This is a genomic window from Planococcus wigleyi, assembly GCF_014836985.1.
In the GTDB taxonomy this organism is placed as follows: Bacteria; Bacillota; Bacilli; order Bacillales_A; family Planococcaceae; genus Planococcus; species Planococcus notacanthi.
This window is the reverse complement of record NZ_JACSPU010000006.1, coordinates 89,392-109,367: the sequence shown is the minus strand read 5'-3', so window position 1 is coordinate 109,367 and position 19,976 is coordinate 89,392. Positions and strand designations below refer to the sequence as shown.

The following is a 19,976-nucleotide window of genomic DNA, read 5'->3' as shown; positions in this document are numbered from 1 at the left end:
AAAAACATACGTTCGCTTTTTGTTAGTGGTTTTTTAGGGCATATGTTAAAGTAGAAGTAACGAAATAAGGGAAGGACGTCTTATCATGAAACAGGAATTCAATCTTCAAGCTCCCTATGAACCGGCCGGCGATCAACCGCAGGCGATTGCCGAATTGACGCAAGGCATCATCAACGGCAAACGTTGTCAGACTTTATTGGGAGCGACAGGAACAGGTAAGACCTATACGATGTCGAATGTCATTCAGCAGGTCAAAAAGCCGACGCTGGTCATGGCCCACAATAAAACATTGGCAGGTCAGCTCTACAGCGAATTCAAGGAATTTTTTCCTGATAACGCAGTAGAGTATTTTGTCAGTTATTACGATTATTATCAGCCGGAAGCGTATGTTCCTCAGTCGGATACGTTCATTGAAAAAGATGCCAGCATCAATGACGAAATCGACAAGCTGCGCCACTCAGCGACAAGCTCCTTATTTGAGCGGGACGATGTCATCGTCATTGCATCGGTATCCTGTATTTACGGCCTTGGTTCACCGAAGGAATACCGCGAATTGGTCGTTTCTTTGCGTAAAGGAATGGAAATCGAACGCAACCAGTTGTTGCGGAAGCTAGTCGATGTTCAATATGAGCGCAACGACATTAATTTTATTCGCGGAACTTTCCGCGTTCGTGGAGATGTTGTTGAAATCTTCCCGGCCTCACGTGACGAAAGATGTTTGCGCGTCGAATTTTTTGGTGATGAAATTGACCGGATTCGTGAAGTTGATGCATTAACGGGTGAAATTATTGGCGAACGCGACCATGTTGCCATTTTCCCGGCATCCCACTTCGTAACACGTGAAGACAAAATGATTAAAGCGATAGCAAACATAGAAGAGGAATTGGAAGCGCGCCTGAAAGAAATGCGCGCCGAAGACAAATTGCTGGAAGCGCAGCGCTTAGAACAGCGTACGCGCTATGACTTGGAAATGATGCGTGAGATGGGCTTCTGCTCCGGCATTGAAAACTACTCCCGCCATTTGACGCTTCGCCCACCAGGCGCACAGCCTTATACATTGATTGATTATTTCCCAGAGGACTTTCTATTGGTCGTGGATGAGAGCCATGTAACGCTGCCGCAAGTACGCGGAATGTTCAATGGTGACCAGGCACGGAAAAAAGTATTGGTTGATTATGGTTTCCGTCTGCCTTCAGCAATGGATAATCGTCCATTGACGTTCGATGAATTCGAAGAGCATATTAACCAAGCAGTTTTTGTATCGGCAACGCCAGGCCCTTACGAAATGGAACATACTCCGGAAATGGTTGAACAGATTATCCGTCCGACCGGATTGCTTGACCCGACCATCGAAATCCGTCCGATTGAAGGGCAGATAGATGACTTGATGTATGAAATTCGCCAGCGTGCAGAGAATAATGAGCGCGTACTGGTAACGACATTGACCAAGAAAATGTCCGAAGATTTAACAGCCTATTTGAAAGATGCCGGCATCAAAGTCAATTACCTGCATTCTGAGATCAAAACGCTTGAGCGGATCGAAATCATAAGAGAACTGCGGATGGGCGTTTACGATGTGCTCGTCGGGATTAACCTGTTGCGTGAAGGATTGGATATCCCGGAAGTATCTTTAGTGACCATTTTGGATGCTGATAAAGAAGGGTTCCTTCGTTCGGAACGCTCCCTTATCCAAACAATGGGACGGGCGGCACGAAATGCACATGGACACGTCATTATGTACGCGGACAGAGTGACGGATTCCATGCAAAAGGCGATGGATGAAACCACCCGCCGCCGTACGATTCAAGCTGCATATAATGAAAAACATGGCATTACGCCAGTCACCATACAGAAGAAAATCCGTGATGTCATCCGTGCCACTGTTGCAGCGGAAGAGTCAGAGGAATATGTTTCAAAAGCGGTTTCGGGCAAAAAGCTCAACAAAGAAGATCGCATGAAGCTGATTACGCTGCTCGAATCAGAAATGAAAGAAGCGGCAAAAGCGCTTGATTTTGAACGGGCTGCAGAGCTGCGTGATACAGTGCTTGAATTGAAAGCGGAAGGATGATGAAACTTGAAAAATCAGGAAATACGGATACAAGGCGCACGTGCGCACAATTTAAAAAATATAGACGTTGTCATTCCGCGCGATAAACTTGTGGTCATGACCGGGCTTTCGGGCTCAGGCAAATCATCATTAGCATTTGATACGATTTATGCTGAAGGACAACGGCGTTATGTAGAATCTTTGTCTTCTTATGCCCGCCAATTCTTAGGACAGATGGATAAGCCGGATGTCGATTTGATCGAAGGCTTGTCACCGGCCATTTCCATCGATCAGAAGACCACCAGCAAGAATCCGCGTTCCACAGTAGCGACGGTAACGGAAATATATGATTACATGCGTTTAATGTATGCACGGATCGGCAAACCGATCTGCCCCAATCATGGCATCGAAATTTCATCTCAAACAATTGAAGAGATGGTCGATCGTTTGGTTGTCTATCCGGATCGTACAAAAATGCAGATTTTGGCACCGATTGTTTCGGGCCGAAAAGGAACGCATGTCAAGCTGCTGGAAGACGTTAAAAAACAAGGCTATGTCCGGGTTCGTGTCAATGGGGAATTGATTGATCTGGATGATGACATCACGCTTGATAAAAATAAAAAACATTCGATTGAAGTGGTCATCGACCGCATCGTCATGAAAGAGAACATTGCGCCGCGGCTCAGCGATTCATTGGAATCCGCTTTGCGTTTGGGAGAAGGAAGGGTACTGATTGATGTTATGGGAGAGGAAGAATTGCTTTTCAGCGAACATCATGCCTGCCCGATCTGTGGATTCTCAATCGGTGAATTGGAACCGAAAATGTTTTCATTCAACTCGCCTTTCGGAGCCTGTCCTGAATGTGACGGCCTCGGCATGAAGCTGGAAGTTGACCCCGAACTGGTCATCCCTGATTGGAGCGTATCTTTGAATAAAGGTGCGATCGTGCCTTGGCAGCCGACCAGTTCCCAATATTATCCGCAGTTGCTGCAAGCAATTTGCAAGCATTATAAGATTGATATGGATGTTCCTGTCAGTGAACTGCCGGAAGAACACATCAACGTGATTATGCGGGGCTCTGGAAACGATAAAATCCGTTTCCGTTATGAAAACGATTATGGACAGATCCGGGATAACCACATTCATTTTGAAGGCGTGCTATCCAACGTCGATCGCCGTTACCGGGAAACGTCCTCAGATTATATCCGTGATCAAATGGAGAAATACATGGGAGAACAACCATGTACAGTTTGTGAAGGCTACCGGTTGAAGCCGGAAACCTTGGCTGTTAAAGTCAATGACGTACACATCGGTAAAGTAACCGAGTTTTCGATCATTGAAGCCAATGAATTTTTTGATGGATTGGTCCTGTCGGAAAAAGACGCTCAAATCGCCAAATTGATCATTCGGGAAATTCAGGAGCGTATTGGATTCCTGATTAATGTCGGGTTGGATTACCTGACCTTGAACCGGGCATCAGGCACTTTGTCTGGAGGGGAAGCTCAGCGAATCCGTTTAGCGACGCAAATCGGTTCAAGGCTCACAGGCGTTCTATACATTTTGGATGAACCATCGATTGGCCTGCACCAACGCGATAACGACCGGCTGATCGAAACCTTGAAAAGCATGCGGGACATCGGCAATACATTGATTGTCGTTGAACATGATGAAGATACGATGCTGGCCGCTGATTACCTGATTGATGTCGGGCCGGGAGCAGGTGTCCATGGCGGCGAAATCATTGCTGCGGGAACACCTGAAAAGGTCATGAAAAACAAAAAGTCCTTGACGGGCCAATATTTAAGCGGCAAGAAATTTATTCCATTGCCGGCTGAAAGAAGAATGCCGGACGACCGTAAAATTACGATACGCGGGGCCAACCAAAACAACTTGAAAAAGGTGGATGTTGATATTCCGCTTGGTTTGTTCACTGCCGTAACCGGCGTTTCAGGTTCAGGAAAAAGTACACTCATCAATGAAATTCTATACAAAACACTGGCCCATCGCTTGAACCGGGCCAAAGCCAAACCGGGCCATTTTGATTCAATTGAAGGCACTGAAGGGCTTGAACGGGTCATTGATATCAACCAGTCTCCAATCGGCCGGACGCCACGGTCAAACCCAGCAACCTATACCGGCGTTTTCGATGACATCCGTGATGTCTACGCTACGACCAATGAAGCTAAAGTCCGCGGCTATAAAAAAGGCCGTTTCAGCTTTAATGTCAAGGGCGGTCGCTGTGAAGCTTGCCGCGGAGATGGTATTATAAAAATAGAAATGCATTTCCTTCCGGATGTCTATGTGCCTTGCGAAATTTGCCATGGCAAACGCTATAACCGGGAAACCTTGGAAGTGAAGTACAAAAACAAAAACATTTCCGATATCCTGGACATGACAGCAGAAGACGCTGCTGTATTTTTCGAGAATATCCCGAAAATCAGCCGTAAATTGAAGACAATCGTAGACGTTGGTCTTGGCTACTTAACGCTTGGCCAGCCTGCAACGACTTTGTCCGGAGGTGAAGCGCAGCGCGTCAAGCTGGCATCCGAGCTGCATAAACGCTCAAACGGCAAATCCTTCTATATTCTGGATGAACCGACGACAGGCCTCCATGCCGACGATATTTCACGTTTGCTGCTGGTTCTGCAGCGTCTTGTGGATAATGGCGATACCGTTTTGACAATCGAGCACAATTTGGACGTCATCAAGACAGCAGACCATATCATCGATTTGGGGCCAGAAGGCGGAGATAACGGCGGAACCATCTTAGCGACAGGCACGCCGGAAGAAATAGCTGCTGTTGAAAACTCCTACACCGGGAAGTACTTGAAACCGATTCTGGAACGGGACCGGGCGCGTATGGATGCGAAGGTCAAAGGAGCCAGCCGCAGGAAAAAAGTAGTTAAGTGAAACTTTTCGGGCTGCCAAACGTATCATTTAGAAGAAAAGATCTGTTTGTTCAGGTACGCATCTGCTTGCCTGCAACCAGACAATGAGGAGGCCACAATACATGCAAAGCGAAAAAGAACGCATTTTGGACATGGTTGAAAACGGTACGATTTCAGCGCGGGAAGCCGTTGAGTTGCTGCGCGCTATAGATGGCAGCAGTTCTTCAAATGAGCCGGATTACGGCCGCAACAACCAGAGAGAAAAATCAGGGAAGCGCGGATTTTTCAGACCTGAAGATATTATGAAGAAAGTATCGAAAGACTTTTCGAAAAATGTCTCAAAAAATGTCTCGAAAAATGTTTCCCGCGATTTCAACGATTTAGGTGGCCGCATGATGGACTTCATGCAAACATCTGTCGGCAAGTTAAAAACGATGGAATTCGATTCTCCATTTGGTGAAGCAGTTCAATTCACCCACACCTTTAGTGAAGAAATAACAGACCTCAATACAATCATTGCGGATATCGCAAACGGCCAATTGGAAATATTCCCGTCGCAGGACGGGTTGTTGCGTGCAGAATGCAGCGTTAAAGCATATCGCTCAGAATCGCCGGCTCAGGCTAAAGCAGATTTTCTTGATAAGTTCGTCTTTATAGCTGATGACCACAAGTTGCGCATCATCAGCGATTTGAAGACTACTCAAGTGAATGTTGTATTGTACGTGCCGGAAGCTTCTTACGAGCACATCACTGCTCGCTTGTTCAATGGTGGTTTTGCCATGAAACGCGTCGATGCTGCTCTGATCAAAGTGAAAACAGCAAATGGCAAAGTCGATTTGAAGCATGTGGAGTTTGACGATGCTGAACTGGAAACGGCCAATGGTGCTATCCATGTACAGGAAACAAAAGGAAAAGTACTGGAAGCCGAAACCTTGAATGGCCGCATCTACATCGATGGCGATATTCAAACAATCGTTTCCAAATCGTTGAACGGCAATATTGTTGCCACTACAAGATGCAAAGAAGCGCGCAAGTTGGAAACAAAAACTTTGGCTGGCAATGTCGAGCTTTACATCCCTTCTCATTTGCCGCTGAAAGGTGAAGTTTCTTCGAACTTGGGCAAAATGGATGTACTGCTGTCGGACATCGACAGCACTCATGAACAAGGACAGTTTATGCAGAAATCCATTCGTTTCTCCAAACAGGGAACGGAACCAGCTGCGGCTCCTTTATTGGTCTATGGCGAAACGAAAACAGGCTCAGTCCTGCTCCGCTATTTAACCATTGAATAACCATTATCTCGAAACCGGCTCAGATATTCTAAGCCGGTTCTTTTTTATTGTGCATCAAGGCTTCCTCAAATAAGTAGAATTGAAAAAGTCCGGACGGCCTATGAAGGCCATCCGGACTTTTTAATGTGCATCAGGATAAAGTTCCTGCAGAAAATCAATCGACTGTTTAATCAATTGCTTTAGAATTTCGAGATCGATATCCTCTGTTTTATTAATATAGACACAGGCTTTGCCGCTGGTATGCTTGCCTAATTTCTCGAGAAGCGGTTCGCGTTTCTCGTCTCCAGTTGCAAAATAGAGGCTAATCTTCGCTTTGCGAGGAGAAAAACCGACTAATGGAGCATCTCCTTGATGGCCAGTTTTGTACACGTAATGATAGGAACCAAAGCCGATGATGCTCGATCCCCACATTCTGGCTGGAAATCCGCTAGCCTGTTCAAATAGTTCCAGCAGCTTGTATGCATCCTGCCGCTTTTTAGGGTTTTCGACCGCTTCGATGAATTCAATGACGTCGGCGTCATTTTCTTTTGTTTTTGGTTCATACATGGCCCATCCCTCTTTTCTGTCAGATGTGGTCTTACAGACAATGCATAGCCTGTTCAGCTTCATCCCATGGCACTTTATAGCCTTGGCCTTTCGCACAAAAGATGGAAGTGGAAGTGTAGAGGGGATCTGCGTTTTTGTCATATCCAATCCGGGCAATCACTTCATCTTCATTATGACAGAAATCATACCCATCGAACAGCAGGCTGAGCGCTCCTTTGCCGTGAGTAAATGCTGCGAATTCCGAACTGTAATTCATGAATGTAGCAACGGGAACACGGCCGGTAATCATCGTTTTCTGGCCGGTTGTTTCAGGCGCTGAAAAGCTGCCATAAGCCTGTTGGATGTCAGACAGCACTTTCCCCATCTGGTCAGTATTGACTTTGATTTTGAAATGGTACATCGGTTCGAGCAACCGATTTTTTGCCTGTTCCAAGCCTTGCCGAAGTGCGCGGAATGCGGCTTCCCGAAAATCGCCGCCAGCCGTGTGCTGGTTATGTCCGCGGCCGGTCACTAAAGTCGCTTTGACATCGGTTACCGGAGAACCAGTCAATAAACCGTGGTGTGCACGTTCATTCAAATGATGAAGAACCAGGTTTTGGTGGCCGACAGATAAAGCATCCGCATGGCAGGTGTTGTCTAATTGAAAGCCGCTGCCGCGCTCTCCCGGTTCCAACTTCAGATGAACTTCCGCATAATGCCGCAGTGGTTCAAAATGTCCGTAACCCATGACGGAAGACGCAATGGTTTCTTTGTAAAGAATTTCTGGATTACCGAACCCGACACGATAACCAAATCGTTCCAGCACAACTTGTTCAAGAACTTCCAATTGAATGGTTCCCATCACTTGAATCTGGATTTGTTGAAAATACTCATCCCAAAAAACAGACAGGGAAGGATCTTCGGCACCCAGCATCCGAAAGCTGGTTAACACTTCTTTAGGAGAAAGGGAGGCATCAAAAAGGACTGTTGATTTCAAGGTGGGAACCAAACCGAAATCAGCTTTCTCCTGTAGGGCGCCCACCGAATCGCCAACGGACGCTTCGGTTAATCCGGAGACAGCAAACAGTTCTCCTGCCTGTACTTGGTCTGCTGTCAGGAATTTCTGTCCGTTGTATAGGCGGATTTGTGTGACTTTTTCTTCAAGACGCTTGGTCCCATATATCAGTTTATCGCGGACTTGAAGCGTTCCGCTGAATGCTTTGAGAAAACTGAGGCGATTGCCGTTTTCATCATGCCGGATTTTGTAGATTAACGCACCGAATTCCTCGCTTTCGGAATAGGAACCGACCGTCAACAGGTCCAATTGCATGAGGAATTCGCGGATGCCAGTGTCCTGCAAAGCAGAACCGCTGGCAGCTGGAAAGAGTCGCTTGTCCGCGATCATCTGTTGGAAAGCCTCCAGCCAAAGAGTCTCTTCGTATCCGGATTCCAGATAATGGGTCAACAAGGCTTCGTCCCGTTCAGCAATGAATTCTATCAGCTCTTCAGTCATAGTTCCGTTATGAAAAGAGCTTGTCAGATCGAAAGCATCATCGGTGAAGTTCAAGCGGATTTCATCAAGTACGCCCACAGGGTCTGCACCTTCACGATCTGCTTTGTTAATAAAGAAAAAGACCGGTACTTTATATTTTTGCAGCAACTGCCAGACGGTTTCAGTGTGCCCTTCAATGCCATCGACCGCACTGATGATGACGATAGCGTAATCCATAACCTGAATCGAACGTTCCATCTCTGGGGAAAAATCGACATGTCCGGGTGTATCTATCAGAAAGTAAGTTGAATTGTTAAAGGAAAAATGGGCTTGGTCAGCAAAAATAGTGATGCCACGGTTTTTTTCAATGGCGTGGCTATCGAGAAAAGTATTTTGGTGATCAACCCGCCCACGCTCACGGATGCTTTTTGTGTGGTACAGCAATTGTTCTGAGAACGTAGTCTTGCCGGCATCAACATGCGCAAGAATACCAATGGTTTTGTTCATAAGATCACCTCTTTAATTTCAGTTTAGCAGAATCTCTCGCCCCTAATACGAAAAAAAGCGAAAGCCGCTTTGGCTTTCGCGTTCCAATAAGTCAAACTCACTTCGATAAGGGCAAACGGTTTGCTTCAAAACAGGCAATTCCGAAACAGATCCCTTGGGCACAGCTTTTCCGGTATGCGGCTGATTTAAGCAGTTCAACTTCCTGCTTATGGGTCATAAAGCCACATTCCACTAAAATGGCCGGCATGTGCGTATCCCGCAGCACAGCGAAATCAGCTTGTTTGACGCCGCGGTCTTTTCGTCCAGTCGCCAACACCAGTGAGTTCTGGATAAACTGAGCCAATTGGCGGGTGGCTGTTTGCGGCTGAGTGTAAGTGAAAGTTTCGAGTCCATTGGCAGAATTGAATGTTTGGCCCATGGCATTGGCATGGATGGAAACGAACAAGTCCACTTTCAAGCGATTGGCCAGACTGACACGCTCGTGCAAAGGAACATCCACATTCGCCTGATGGCTGAAAAAAACAGTATGGCCGTCTAAAAATAAACGCTTTTTGACTTCTTCCGCCACTGCAGAATTGAAATGGAATTCCCTTAGTCTGCCATCCGGTGAACGCTTGCCTGGCGTCTCAGGGCCGTGTCCGGCATCAATCATAATCTTCATGATGAAAAACCTCCTTTTGCCGGATATATAGCTCGGTAAAGGAGGAAAGGGGACAAAAATCTTCAAATTTGTTTTATCCATGTTAAAATAAAAGCAAACCGCATGGGAATAAAACAACTTCGATGAAAATTCGAAATAATATGTGGATAAGGAATGAGGGGTAATAAATGGGACAAGTAACAACAAAACAAGTGATGGAAACGTTCGAGCTGGATTTGATCAGCGGAGAAGAAGGCATCGGCCGCCATATACCCATCAGTGATATTTCAAGACCCGGTTTGGAAATGGCCGGCTATTTCACTCATTATCCAGCAAACCGTGTACAATTGCTCGGCAAAACCGAGCTTTCTTTTTTTGCCATGCTGACACCGAAAGAACGGTTGGACCGCATGATGAAACTGTGCACGGACGATACGCCGGCTATTATCGTGTCACATGGCGTTCCGGTTCCGGAAGAATTGGTTATCGCGTCTAGCAATCGGCATGTTCCGGTGATGACTACGACCATGTCGACCACACGTTTCTCCAGTTTGTTGACGAATTTCCTGGAAAGCCAATTGGCTCCGACTACAGCCATTCATGGTGTCTTGGTTGATATTTATGGGGTAGGCGTCTTGCTGACAGGAAAAAGTGGCGTCGGAAAAAGTGAGACGGCGCTTGAGTTGGTCAAAAAAGGCCATCGCCTGGTAGCGGATGATTGCGTAGAAATCCACCAAGAAGGGGAAAATACTCTGGTTGGCCATCCGCCTAAACTGATTGAACACCTTCTCGAAATCCGTGGAGTCGGCATCATCGATATTATGACTTTATTTGGAGCGAGCGCTGTCCGTACCTTTAAAAGGATTTCCCTGGTCATTGACCTGGAACTGTGGGATCCGGATAAGACCTATGACCGCCTTGGACTGGAAGAGGAAAAGATGAAAATCATCGACACGCACTTAACGAAACTGACAATTCCTGTTCGTCCCGGACGGAACTTATCCGTCATTATCGAAGTGGCAGCGATGAACTACCGCCTCAAACGGATGGGCGTCAATGCCGCTGAAGAATTTTCTAAGCGTTTGGATGACGTCATTGCTCAAGATACAAACTAAGCGAATGGGTAGGTGCACAGGATGTTTTCAATATTAGCTTCAATAGACCCGGTCGCGTTTTCACTCGGTCCGATTTCGGTCCGGTGGTACGGCGTCATCATCGCAACAGGCATTGTCATTGCCTTTCTGGTGGGGCAGCGTGAAATGGTCAAGCGGGGATTGCACCCTGAATATTTAACGGATCTATTGATTTGGGCGGTGCCGTTGGCTATCGTCGGTGCCCGGATTTACTATGTAGCATTTGAATGGGAACATTACAAAGACAATCCTGGTGAAATCATTGCCATCTGGAATGGCGGAATCGCCATCCATGGTGCTTTGATTGCATCGGTGATTGTGGCTTATCTGTTCACCAAAAAGCGCAATACCTCCTTTTTGAAAGTAGCAGATATCTTAGCACCCAGTATTCTGATCGGCCAGGCAATTGGCCGATGGGGCAATTTCATCAACCAGGAAGCGCATGGCGGAGAAGTGTCACGGACGTTTCTGGAAAACCTGTTCATTCCGGATTGGATCATCAATCATATGTACATAGATGGAGCTTACTACCACCCGACGTTCCTGTATGAATCCATGTGGAGCCTGGTGGGCATCATCATTTTGCTGTTGCTGCGTAAAGTGAATTTGGTGCGTGGCGAAATGTTTTTCTTCTATATGATTTGGTATTCTGTGGGCCGCTTCTTTATAGAAGGAATGCGGACAGACAGCCTCTATGTGGTCGGTGAACTTCGTGCCGCACAATTGGTCTCGGTTATTGCCGTTGTTATCGCTGTGGTGCTTATCATATACCGCAGAGTAGCAATCAAAAATCCGCCGCATTATAAAGACAAATAACCTGGAAAGAAGCGATCAGATGTCAACGTTGAAAAATGGATTGAAAGCAGGATTGAAGACGACTTGGTCATTGGGGAAGATCATTTTCCCGATTACCCTCCTCGTCACCATGCTTCAATATACACCGGTTCTGCCTTTTATCATTGATTTAGTAGCGCCGATTATGGGCTTGTTCGGTTTAAGTGGAGATGCCGCCATTCCGCTGGTTCTGGGGAACGCGCTGAATCTGTATGCCGGTATCGCCGGTATCCTGTCATTGGAACTGACGGTCAAGGAAGTGTTTATTCTGGCCGTCATGCTGTCATTCTCACATAATATTTTCATTGAGACGGGCGTAGCGCTGAAAGTAGGCGTCAAACTGTGGGTAGTGCTGGTGGTCCGTTTCGGTCTTGCTGGACTGTCCGCTATCCTGATCAATTTATTTTGGAAAGGCGGCGGCGAAATAGCACAGTATGGCTTTGCTCCTGAAGCTGCTGCTGTGCCAGAAAGCTGGCTGGCGATTTTCCTGATCGGGCTTGAGAAAGCATCGTTTGGCGTTCTGCAATTGGCAATGATCGTCATTCCCCTGATGCTCATGATTCAAATTTTGAAAGACAAGCAGTATCTTCAGAAAATATCCTCTATGCTGGGGCCGTTGACACGCCTGCTGGGGGTAGAAAAAAACGCTTCCCTGACACTTGCTTCCGGACTGATATTTGGGCTGGCCATGGGAGCGGGTGTGATGATTCAAGCAGTGCAGGAAGACGGCGTCAGCAAAAAAGATGCGACTTTGGTCTTCATCTTCCTGGTTGCCTGCCATGCCATCGTGGAAGATACGCTGATTTTTATTCCACTCGGCATCCCGATATGGCCGCTGCTGGCGATTCGCGTCGTCACCGCCTTGGCCTTAACGATTTTCGTTTCCTATATGTGGCGTAAAGCGGAAGAAAAAGAGAAGGGTGTGGTTTCCACGTGACGACGAAAAAAATCAATACGTTATTGTTCGATTTTGATGGCACTTTGCTGGATACCAATGAATTGATTATCCAGACCTTTCTGGCAGTATTGGATGAACATTATCCTGGCCGTTTTGGCCGTGAAGAAGTGCTGCATTTTATCGGTCCGTCGCTGAAACAGACATTTACAGCGATTGATCCGGAGCGTGTGGAAGAGTTGACGGAACAATACCGCGCCTTGAACCGGACAATGCACGATGAATTGGTGGAAGAATACGACGGTGTGGCGGAAACGCTGCGACTGCTGAAAGCACAAGGGCTGAAAATGGCGATCGTCTCGACTAAAAGAAGCGATACAATCCGTCATGGACTAAACCTGATGGGCGTCAGTGATGTTTTCGATGTGCTGATTGGCCTGGATCATGTCAGCAATCCAAAACCAGACCCGGAACCCTTGCATCTGGCTTTGGAACAATTAGCTGCATCTCATGACGAAGCTTTGATGATCGGCGATAATTCGCATGATATTGAAGGCGGCAAAAATGCCGGAGTCCGGACGGCTGGCGTTGCCTGGTCAGCAAAAGGCGAAGACTACCTGGCTAGTTTCAATCCCGATTATATGCTTCAGCATATCAGTGATTTATTGGAGCTGACAAAAGAGGCAGTGAAATGAGAAATACACAACGGCATTTTGTCGATGGCCCCAACTCGCTTTGGCATATTTACAAAACGGTTCCTTTCTGGAAGGTGGCTAAAAATTTTATGGTGATCCAAACCGCCAGATATACGCCGTTTTTGCCGATGAAAAACTGGATGTACAAGACTTTTCTTAAAATGAAAATTGGTGAACATTCCTCTTTTGCATTAATGGTCATGCCGGATGTTATGTTTCCGGAGCGGATTACGGTCGGCAAAAATTCAGTGATCGGCTATAACACGACGATTCTGGCACATGAATATTTAATAGATGAATACCGGCTCGGCGACGTAGTCATTGGAGACCGCGTCATGATCGGAGCAAATACCACGATTTTGCCCGGCATCACCATCGGAAACGGCGCGATTGTTTCCGCTGCCACGCTCGTCCATAAAGATGTGCCAGCTGGAGCTTTTGTCGGGGGCAATCCGATGAACATCATCTATACAGCTGAACAAATGGCGGAGCGCCAAGCAAAATCCTGAAAGCATCTTGTGCTTTCAGGATTTTTTTCGAGGTTATCCCTTGACGATGGATGGAAAAATGCGCTAAAATAATATTACTTCACCACATTAGCGAACTAAAGTAAAATAACCAATATTAGGGAGTTTTATGAATGACTATACAAATGTTTGAAAAACCATTAGGCATGAGAGACGATTTTCCATTCATCGCTAAAAAGAAAGCGGAGCTCCGTTCGAATGGAACCGCCATTATCCAGCAAGCAGGCTATGACCTGTTGCAAACACCAACACTTGAATACTATGAAACCGTAGGCAAAATTTCTGCCATTGCAGATAATGCCTTATTCAAATTATTGGACAGCCAAGGTGAAACTTTGGTTTTGCGTCCGGACATGACGTCACCGATTGCACGGGTTGCCGCTTCAAAATTATTGAAAGAAAAAATGCCGGTGCGGCTTGGCTATTATTCAAACGTCTTCCGTGCCCAGAAGCGTGAAGGCGGACGCCCCGCAGAATTTGAACAAATGGGCGTAGAACTGATTGGCGATGATTCCTTGTATGCGGATGCTGAAGTGATCATTCTCGCGTGGAACGTCCTAAAGAACCTGGATATTAAATCCAGCCGTTTTGTTATTGGCCATACACAATTGCTGCAGCTGATCCTTGAAGATTTTGGTTTGGATCAGGAACAAATTGAGAAAGTGCATAGCGCTTTCGTTTCCAAGAACAGCGTCGGTTTTGAAAGTTTGGCCAAGCAGTTGCCGATTGAGCCTTCCAGACTGGAATCGTTTGTCGGCTTGATGTCAACGTCAACTGTCGAAGAATGGCAGCAATGGATCGATCCGGCCAATACCAAGCAGACTTCGTTATTCGAAGGCATGAAAAAGTTGAAGACCATATTGGAGCGCAGCGGTTTGGCCGATGCGGTTACATATGACTTATCATTTAACAGCCACATGACTTATTACACCGGTTTGGTGTTTGAAGTATATGGAGCAGGCAGTGGATTTCCGCTCGGCAACGGAGGACGCTATGACGGCTTGATGAAGCAATTCGGGCTTCAGGTCGGCGCAACCGGTTTTGGACTGCGTGTCGACCGCCTGTTGGAAATCATTTCTGCCGATGCCGAACAGGAAAACCATACCTTGATTCTTTTTGATGAACCGAATGAAGAACGGGCGTTTGACAAAGCGCAGAAGCTTCGCGGCGAAGGCGTACGGGTTACGCTGCAATTCGCGCCAGCGGTTCTGGCTATAGATGAATTCAGCGCTTTGTTCAGTGATGTCCTACGAATGGAAGGTGCCAATTGATGGATGCATTAACGATTGCAATGCCCAAAGGCCGTATATTTGAAGAAGCATACGAATTATTGGTGAAGGCAGGCTATGATTTGCCGAAAGAACTCGACGATTCGCGGAAATTAATTGTTGAAGCGCCAAATGAGAACATCCGCTTTATCCTTTCCAAGCCGATGGACGTTCCTGCCTATGTGGAACACGGAGTCGCGGATATCGGCATTGCCGGGAAAGACGTCATGCTCGAGCATGACCGGGATGTCTATGAATTATTGGATCTTGGCATCAGCCGTTGCTATATCGCGACTGCCGGTATGCCCGATACACCGATGAATGAAGTGACGCCGCGGGTAGCGACCAAATATCCGAAAGTGGCTTCACAATATTATAGAGGCAAAGGCGAACAAGTCGAAATCATCGAATTGAACGGTTCGATTGAATTGGCGCCGATGATCGGCTTGGCAGACCGCATTGTGGATATCGTCTCGACCGGCAAAACCTTGAAGGAAAACGGGTTGGTCGAATACGAGAAAATCGTCGACATCACATCGCGTTTAATTGCCAATCCGGTCAGTTACCGTTTGAAGCAGAAGCGCATTACCGAACTTGTGGAGAACTTGAGAAAGCAGGCAAGCTTATGAAAATAACTCGTTTGTCAGCAGGAATTTCCATCAGAAGAACAATTGCAGAAGGAACCGGCCAGCAGGTTGCGGCGGTAAAAGATATTATCCAGGACGTTCGGGAAAATGGTGATCAGGCGATGTTCCGTTACGCTGAAAAATGGGACGGTGCCAACCTATCATCCTTGCGTGTAACAGAAGTAGAAATTGAACAAGCAGTCGCGCGTTTTGACCGCCAACTGCTGGAGGATCTGACGGAAGCAGCGACGAATATCCGCAAATACCATGAAAGCCAGCAACAGCAGGGATACCGGCTGGACAACGAGGACGGTTCGTATGTTGCCCAGCGTGTCACCGCCATCGAATCTGCGGGGCTTTATGTGCCAGGCGGAACTGCTGCTTATCCTTCATCCGTGTTGATGAACGTCATTCCTGCACAGGTAGCGGGCGTTTCCCGCATCGTTTTGATTTCGCCTCCAGGCAAAGACGGCACCTTGTCCGACGGAGTATTGGCAGCGGCCCATATCCTGGGCATTTCGGAAGTCTATAAGTCAGGCGGTGCCCAAGCCATTGCGGCACTGGCTTACGGCACACAGTCCATTGCCCCGGTCGATAAAATTACCGGTCCCGGCAATATCTTTGTCGCGTTGGCGAAACGGGAAGTCAACGGCGATGTCGCCATCGATATGATTGCAGGGCCGAGTGAAATTGCTGTAATCGCTGACGACACGGCTTATGCCGATGAAGTCGCAGCGGATCTATTGTCACAGGCAGAACACGATCCGATGGCCAGTGCGGTGCTGTTGACGATAAGCGAAAGCTTAGCCGATGCGGTTTCCAAAGAAGTGGACCGGCAACTGGCTCTTTTGCCGCGTGAAGCCATCGCCAGCCCTGCGATTGCAGATCATGGCATGATTTACCTGGGGGAGACGATGGAAGAGCTGGTTGCAGCTGCGAATCAATTGGCTCCTGAACACTTGGAAATCATGACGGAGGATGCAGAAGCGGTGGCAGACAGAATCCGCCACGCCGGTGCCATTTTTATCGGACGCTATTCATCCGAGCCGATCGGCGATTATTTTGCGGGAACCAACCATGTATTGCCGACCAACAGCACGGCTCGTTTCTCGAGCGCATTATCTGTTTATGATTTTATTAAACGAACCAGCATTGTCCGCTACAGCGAGCAGGCTTGGCAAACAAATAAAGATAAAATCGCCCGTCTGGCGCGCCTTGAAGGATTGGAAGGCCATGCGCGTGCAGTCGAATCGCGGTCGTGGGAAAAGGGGAATGAATAATGAGACAAGCTGAAATCAAACGCAATACCAATGAAACCAAAGTAGCCATCAACTTTTCATTGGATGGAGAAGGCAAATCAACCATCGATACAGGCGTTCCATTCATGGACCATATGCTGGACCTGTTCATCAAGCATGGCTTATTTAATGGCGATATCAAAGCGGATGGAGACACTCACATTGATGATCACCACACAACAGAAGACATCGGCATCGTGCTTGGCCAGGCAGTCAAAGAAGCGCTTGGCGATAAAAAAGGCATCCGCCGCTACGGCAATGCATTCGTGCCGATGGATGACGCGTTGGCACAAGTGGTCATCGACTGTTCTAACCGGCCGCATCTGGAGTTCCGCTGCGAACTTCCAAATGAAAAAGTGGGGACATTCGATACGGAGCTGGTGCAGGAATTCCTGTGGAAATTCGCGCTGGAATCACGCATGAATGTCCATGTCATCGTCCACTACGGAAAAAATACACACCACATCATCGAAGCAGTGTTCAAGGCATTGGCACGGGCACTGGATGAAGCGACAAGCATTGACCCGCGTGTCAAAGGAGTTCCGTCCACAAAGGGGCTGTTGACATGATCATCGGCATCATCGATTACGGCATGGGCAATTTGTTCAGCGTCGAACAGGCTTTGAAAAAACTGGATTGCACGGTGATCGTTTCGGATGATCCGGCTGTACTGCTGGAAGCGGAAGGGATTCTGCTGCCGGGAGTCGGTGCATTTCCGGATGCAATGGAGCTTCTGAACCAAAAAGGCCTTTCAGCATTCATCCAATCGCTGCCGGAGAAAAACATTCCGCTACTTGGAATCTGCCTCGGCATGCAATTATTATATGAAGACAGTTCTGAAGTAAAACCGACCAAAGGACTGGGCTTGCTGACGGGACAAATCCGCCGTTTTGAAAAAGGCACCTACCGGATTCCGCATATGGGCTGGAACCGGCTCGAATTCTCACGTGTACCTTATTGGCTGGATGAAGTCTTGAGCGATACCCATGTCTATTTTGTCCATTCTTTTTTGGCGGTCAATACAGATGAACAGGAAATTTGGGCAACTGCAAGTTACGGGAACCATGACGTGCCGGGAGTGGTCGGCAATGGGTTGATTACAGGCATGCAGTTTCATCCGGAAAAATCCGGCGACTTCGGCCATTATTTATTGGAACAGTGGATCGCAAATGTCAGGAGGAACCTAAATGACTAACTTTCAAATCTATCCTGCAATCGATTTGCGGGATGGCAAATGTGTACGTCTTTTCCAGGGGGATTATGCCCAGGAAACCATCTACGGCGATTCGCCTGTGGATATGGCGAAAAAATTCGTAGAAGCAGGCGCACAATGGATACATATGGTCGATTTGGACGGAGCCAAAGACGGCATCCGGATCAACGACCAAGTCGTGATCGAAGCAGCCAAACTGGGAGCTAAAGTGCAGGTGGGCGGAGGTATCCGGGCACGTGAAGACATCCAGCATTATTTATCGAACGGGGTAGCGCGTGTCATTATCGGAAGCCTTGCCATCCGTAATCCGGAACTTGCAGTGTCGTTCATCGAGGAGTTTGGTGCTGACCGCATCGTCATCGGCATCGATGCTAAAAATGGCATGGCCGCTACAGAAGGATGGATTGAAACATCCGGACAGGCCGCGACGGAAGTGGCGAATTATTTCGCTTCAAAAGGCGCTAAGCATTTCATCTATACGGATATTGCAACAGACGGCACGCTGGCCGGACCAAATATCAAAGCCAATCAAGCGTTGGTTGAAGCTGCAGGCGCGCAAGTGATTGTCTCCGGCGGCATCGGTTCACTGGAAGATATCCGCAACGTCAAGCAAGCATCTAGTGACAGCAACATCGCAGGTGTGATTATCGGAAAAGCCTTATATGAAAACCGTTTTACACTGGAGGAGGCTTTGTCATGCTGACAAAACGCATTATTCCGTGCCTGGATGTCAAAGAAGGGCGCGTCGTCAAAGGTGTCAGCTTCGTTTCATTGCGTGACGCAGGAGATCCCGTTGAACTGGCACGTTTCTACGATAAGCAAGGAGCGGACGAACTGGTGTTTCTTGATATCTCTGCTTCTCATGAGGGGAAAGAAACTATGGTGGAAGTAGTCAAAATTGTTGCGACAGAGCTTTCCATTCCGTTTACGGTAGGCGGCGGCATCCGCAGCCTTGAGGACATGAAACGTATGCTGCGTGCAGGTGCTGATAAAGTATCCTTGAACACAGCGGCTCTGGACCGTCCGGAGTTGATCAAAGAAGGTGCTGATTTCTTCGGTTCCCAGTGCATCGTCGTCGCCATTGATGCCAAGAAAAACGGCGGCAGCTGGGACGTCTATACACATGGCGGCCGCAATAAAACCGAGTGGAACGCCATTGAATGGGCAAAAAAGAGCGTGGAGCTTGGAGCCGGCGAACTGCTGTTGACGAGCATGGACAAAGACGGATCGAAAGACGGTTTTGACCTGGAATTGACGCAGGCTGTGCGCGAAGCGGTCGAAGTGCCGGTTATTGCGAGCGGCGGTGCAGGAAATAAAGAGCATTTCAGCGAAGTATTCAAAGCGGTGGATGCCGATGCCGCATTGGCTGCATCCATTTTCCATTACAAAGAAACCAGCGTGGCTGAAGTAAAAGAATATCTACGGAAAGAGGGAGTGAATGTCCGATGACAACGATTCAATATGACCAAGACGGGCTGATTCCCGTTATTATCCAGAACGCAGAAACAAAAGAAGTACTGACTTTGGCATATGCCAATGAAGAAGCGGTCCAAAAAACCATGGATACCAATGAAACGTGGCTTTATTCAAGAAGCCGCAAGGAATTGTGGAACAAAGGCGCTACCAGCGGAAACACACAACAAGTGACAGCGGTGCGTTTGGACTGTGACGGCGATTCACTGATCTATGAAGTGATTCCCAATGGTCCTGCTTGCCATACAGGCAAAGACAGCTGTTTCTTTGAAACAATCCACGGAGAACGCAACGAATCTCCAGGGGATATGTTCGCCCAATTGACATCGTTAATTAAAACGCGTGAAGAAGAAATGCCTGAAGGCGCCTATACCACCTATCTGTTTGAAGAAGGGGTAGACAAAATCTGTAAAAAAGTGGGCGAAGAAGCGGCTGAAGTAATCATTGCAGCCAAGAATCGTGATGCACAGGAGCTGTCGATGGAAACCGCTGATTTGTTCTATCATGTATTGGTTCTGCTGCAAGAGCAAAAAGTAGGAATCAGCCAGGTGGTTGACGTACTAAAAGAGCGCCACGCTGTAAAAACGACAAGTAAATAACACGGAAATATGCTATAATTACAG

General features: G+C 47.5%; 19 protein-coding genes. 16 read left to right on the top strand and 3 right to left on the bottom strand.

Annotation, left to right across the window (positions count from 1 at the left end; translation table 11 throughout):
• Nucleotides 1-85 precede the first annotated feature (85 nt).
• From uvrB to H9630_RS16340, 3 genes are all read left to right on the top strand, one after another.
• Nucleotides 86-2,068, top strand: a complete 1,983-nt coding sequence (gene uvrB, locus H9630_RS16350) for an excinuclease ABC subunit UvrB (protein ID WP_191716579.1) — start codon at nucleotides 86-88, stop codon at nucleotides 2,066-2,068.
• Between the two features lie 6 nt (nucleotides 2,069-2,074).
• On the top strand, nucleotides 2,075-4,957 hold the full coding sequence (gene uvrA / locus H9630_RS16345; RefSeq protein ID WP_191716578.1) for an excinuclease ABC subunit UvrA: 2,883 nt from the start codon (nucleotides 2,075-2,077) through the stop codon (nucleotides 4,955-4,957).
• Nucleotides 4,958-5,057: 100 nt separating this feature from the next.
• Nucleotides 5,058-6,227, top strand: coding sequence for a DUF4097 family beta strand repeat-containing protein (locus H9630_RS16340; RefSeq protein WP_191716577.1), 1,170 nt, complete (start codon nucleotides 5,058-5,060; stop codon nucleotides 6,225-6,227).
• Between the two features lie 120 nt (nucleotides 6,228-6,347).
• Here H9630_RS16340 and H9630_RS16335 read toward each other — a convergent pair whose 3' ends face one another.
• The 3 genes from H9630_RS16335 to H9630_RS16325 form a co-directional block, all read right to left on the bottom strand.
• Nucleotides 6,348-6,773, bottom strand: coding sequence for a DUF1801 domain-containing protein (locus H9630_RS16335; protein WP_191716576.1), 426 nt, complete (start codon nucleotides 6,771-6,773; stop codon nucleotides 6,348-6,350).
• 31 nt (nucleotides 6,774-6,804) lie between these two features.
• A complete protein-coding gene (locus tag H9630_RS16330) occupies nucleotides 6,805-8,751 on the bottom strand; it encodes a GTP-binding protein (protein WP_191716575.1) in 1,947 nt (648 codons plus the stop codon).
• Nucleotides 8,752-8,848: 97 nt separating this feature from the next.
• Complete coding sequence (locus H9630_RS16325; RefSeq protein WP_191716574.1) at nucleotides 8,849-9,412, bottom strand: N-acetylmuramoyl-L-alanine amidase family protein; 564 nt, start codon at nucleotides 9,410-9,412, stop codon at nucleotides 8,849-8,851.
• A 167-nt stretch (nucleotides 9,413-9,579) separates the two neighbouring features.
• On the opposite strand from H9630_RS16325, the gene hprK reads away from it, so the two are divergent.
• The 13 genes from hprK (at nucleotide 9,580) to hisIE (ending at nucleotide 19,952) form a co-directional block, all read left to right on the top strand.
• Entirely contained in the window at nucleotides 9,580-10,506 is a 927-nt protein-coding gene (hprK, locus tag H9630_RS16320; RefSeq protein ID WP_191716573.1) for an HPr(Ser) kinase/phosphatase, read from the top strand.
• A gap of 21 nt (nucleotides 10,507-10,527) precedes the next feature.
• Nucleotides 10,528-11,340 (top strand): prolipoprotein diacylglyceryl transferase, encoded by an 813-nt coding sequence (gene lgt / locus H9630_RS16315; protein ID WP_191716572.1) that lies wholly within the window; start codon nucleotides 10,528-10,530, stop codon nucleotides 11,338-11,340.
• A gap of 19 nt (nucleotides 11,341-11,359) precedes the next feature.
• Nucleotides 11,360-12,295: a nucleoside recognition domain-containing protein gene (locus tag H9630_RS16310; RefSeq protein WP_191716571.1), complete on the top strand. Its 936-nt coding sequence runs from the start codon at nucleotides 11,360-11,362 to the stop codon at nucleotides 12,293-12,295.
• Complete coding sequence (gene ppaX / locus H9630_RS16305) at nucleotides 12,292-12,948, top strand: pyrophosphatase PpaX (RefSeq protein ID WP_191716570.1); 657 nt, start codon at nucleotides 12,292-12,294, stop codon at nucleotides 12,946-12,948. Before H9630_RS16310 ends, ppaX begins: the two co-directional genes overlap by 4 nt.
• Nucleotides 12,945-13,457, top strand: a complete 513-nt coding sequence (locus tag H9630_RS16300; protein ID WP_191716569.1) for an acyltransferase — start codon at nucleotides 12,945-12,947, stop codon at nucleotides 13,455-13,457. The genes ppaX and H9630_RS16300 overlap by 4 nt, the downstream gene beginning before the upstream one ends.
• Before the next feature lie 131 nt (nucleotides 13,458-13,588).
• The gene (hisZ, locus tag H9630_RS16295; protein ID WP_191716568.1) at nucleotides 13,589-14,746 is read left to right on the top strand and encodes an ATP phosphoribosyltransferase regulatory subunit; all 1,158 of its coding nucleotides are present in this window, start codon (nucleotides 13,589-13,591) and stop codon (nucleotides 14,744-14,746) included.
• Nucleotides 14,746-15,372, top strand: a complete 627-nt coding sequence (gene hisG, locus H9630_RS16290; protein WP_191716567.1) for an ATP phosphoribosyltransferase — start codon at nucleotides 14,746-14,748, stop codon at nucleotides 15,370-15,372. The genes hisZ and hisG overlap by 1 nt, the downstream gene beginning before the upstream one ends.
• Nucleotides 15,369-16,649: a histidinol dehydrogenase gene (gene hisD, locus H9630_RS16285; RefSeq protein ID WP_191716566.1), complete on the top strand. Its 1,281-nt coding sequence runs from the start codon at nucleotides 15,369-15,371 to the stop codon at nucleotides 16,647-16,649. The genes hisG and hisD overlap by 4 nt, the downstream gene beginning before the upstream one ends.
• Nucleotides 16,649-17,236 carry an imidazoleglycerol-phosphate dehydratase HisB gene (hisB, locus tag H9630_RS16280; protein ID WP_191716565.1) on the top strand — a complete coding sequence of 196 codons (588 nt, stop codon included), beginning with the start codon at nucleotides 16,649-16,651 and terminating at the stop codon, nucleotides 17,234-17,236. Before hisD ends, hisB begins: the two co-directional genes overlap by 1 nt.
• Complete coding sequence (gene hisH / locus H9630_RS16275) at nucleotides 17,233-17,862, top strand: imidazole glycerol phosphate synthase subunit HisH (protein ID WP_191716564.1); 630 nt, start codon at nucleotides 17,233-17,235, stop codon at nucleotides 17,860-17,862. The genes hisB and hisH overlap by 4 nt, the downstream gene beginning before the upstream one ends.
• Entirely contained in the window at nucleotides 17,855-18,583 is a 729-nt protein-coding gene (hisA, locus tag H9630_RS16270) for a 1-(5-phosphoribosyl)-5-[(5-phosphoribosylamino)methylideneamino]imidazole-4-carboxamide isomerase (RefSeq protein ID WP_191716563.1), read from the top strand. The genes hisH and hisA overlap by 8 nt, the downstream gene beginning before the upstream one ends.
• Entirely contained in the window at nucleotides 18,577-19,329 is a 753-nt protein-coding gene (gene hisF / locus H9630_RS16265) for an imidazole glycerol phosphate synthase subunit HisF (protein ID WP_191716562.1), read from the top strand. The genes hisA and hisF overlap by 7 nt, the downstream gene beginning before the upstream one ends.
• Nucleotides 19,326-19,952, top strand: coding sequence for a bifunctional phosphoribosyl-AMP cyclohydrolase/phosphoribosyl-ATP diphosphatase HisIE (gene hisIE / locus H9630_RS16260; protein WP_191716561.1), 627 nt, complete (start codon nucleotides 19,326-19,328; stop codon nucleotides 19,950-19,952). The genes hisF and hisIE overlap by 4 nt, the downstream gene beginning before the upstream one ends.
• Nucleotides 19,953-19,976: the final 24 nt, after the last annotated feature.